This window comes from Algoriphagus alkaliphilus (assembly GCF_900103735.1).
GTDB classification, from domain to species: Bacteria; Bacteroidota; Bacteroidia; order Cytophagales; family Cyclobacteriaceae; genus Algoriphagus; species Algoriphagus alkaliphilus.
Genome location: NZ_FMXE01000057.1, coordinates 8,867 through 10,390, shown reverse-complemented (window position 1 = coordinate 10,390; position 1,524 = coordinate 8,867). Strand labels below are relative to the sequence as shown.

Here is a 1,524-nt window from a genome sequence, read left to right as displayed (position 1 = left end):
GAAGATTTGTTTACAAGTTGAAATCTGTGGTCTAAGGGGGAGTTGGCTGCTGCGGTCTTCGGTCTTGATACTTGATACTAAATACTTGATACTTTGAATCAATACATCAATCCAAAGTGCCAAAGGGGGATGGTATTGAGGTATCCTCGCTCTATATCGTCTTTGACTAGGTATCCTTTTGGGGCGGTTTTGATTTGCTTTTCTCCTTTGCCTTTTCCGCCTACTTCAAAATCCATCATATTAATTTTGAAATCACTGACAGATGAAGAAACTACGTGGTGATTCACTTTCAATTGATTGAGAAAAAAGGTCTCCCGTATATTTCCTTTGTTTTGATGGTCATCTACCAAGCTGTAAACCAGATTACTGTTTTCCAAATAAACTTTATCGACTTTACCCAATGCCCTGACGCCCTCTGTTTGGCTTCTCAGCTGAGTGATCATACCCGCCTCTTCCATGTAGAGCAAGTAATCTGCTATGTTGTTTCGGCTTATATTCAGCATTTCTGCTATTTTGCTCATATTGGGTTTGAAGGGTACGCTTTGTGCCACAATTGCCAGCAACTGCTTCAGTTTTCGTCCTGTCGAAACGTTCATTTGGGCATAGGTTGGGATATCCACTTCCAGGGTTTGATTTACGACCTGCTGTAGTTTCAGTCCAAAATCATCTTCCCTGGAATATGGGTAGTATCCTTTTTTCAGATAGTCATCAAAGAGGGGAAGTGGATGGGGAATTTGAGGAACATCGGCTTGGTGATTGATAATTTCGTCTAGTGAATAAGGTCGTACTTCTATGTGATGAAAAAGCATCAGATATTCACGAAAAGACAGTCCCTGCATGGAGTAAACCACTGCTCTTCTGCTCAAATCGGCACTCCCTTTTTTGATATCAAAAATCGAGGAACCCGTAAACACTACTTTAAGCTCTTGATGGTAATCGTAAATAAGTTTTAGTTCTTTCGCCCAATCCGGGTATTTGTGCACCTCGTCAACAAACAAATATTTTCCTCCAGCTTTTACAAAGTCATTTGCCAAATCGGTCAAACGGTTTTTTGCGAAATAGAAATCTTCTGCTGTCACATAGAGTGTTTCCTGAAGATTTAGATTGTTTTTGATGTACTGTAAGATGAGGGTAGTTTTCCCGATACCTCTGGGTCCGATCAGTCCGAGCAATCTGTTTTGCCAGTTAATTTTATCGTAGAGATAGCGTGTAAATGCTGGATCTACATGGGCAATTAATTGGTTGGAGTATTGAAACAAACTATCCATTAAGCATATTGAGTATGCAAACTTACAAGAAATTGCACCAAAGGAGTGCGAATTTTTAATTTTTTTGCACTATAGCAGTGCGTTTTTTGTTGAATTGGGGGATTTGGGTTAAGGGTTAATTGTTGAATTGGTCAACGGACGACAGTCCACAGTCCACAGCAGCGGGATGTTGAGTTGGTATCTCGTTCTTCCTTCTTGGTTCCGGTGTCTTGCTACTTGCGTCTAGCTACTTGATACTTATTTTTAGTCAACGGTC

The 1,524-nt window shown here is 40.5% G+C and carries 1 protein-coding gene; it reads right to left on the bottom strand.

Going from position 1 to position 1,524, the window contains the following annotated elements:
- Positions 1 to 98 precede the first annotated feature (98 nt).
- On the bottom strand, positions 99 to 1,268 hold the full coding sequence (locus tag BLQ81_RS21480) for an ATP-binding protein (RefSeq protein WP_092735103.1): 1,170 nt from the start codon (positions 1,266 to 1,268) through the stop codon (positions 99 to 101).
- Between the last annotated feature and the right edge of the window lie 256 nt (positions 1,269 to 1,524).

Bases quoted from the DNA above. Each gene is read 5' to 3' on its own strand.
- BLQ81_RS21480 (WP_092735103.1), bottom strand. From the start codon at position 1,268: ATGGATAGTTTGTTTCAATACTCCAACCAATTAATTGCCCATGTAGAT.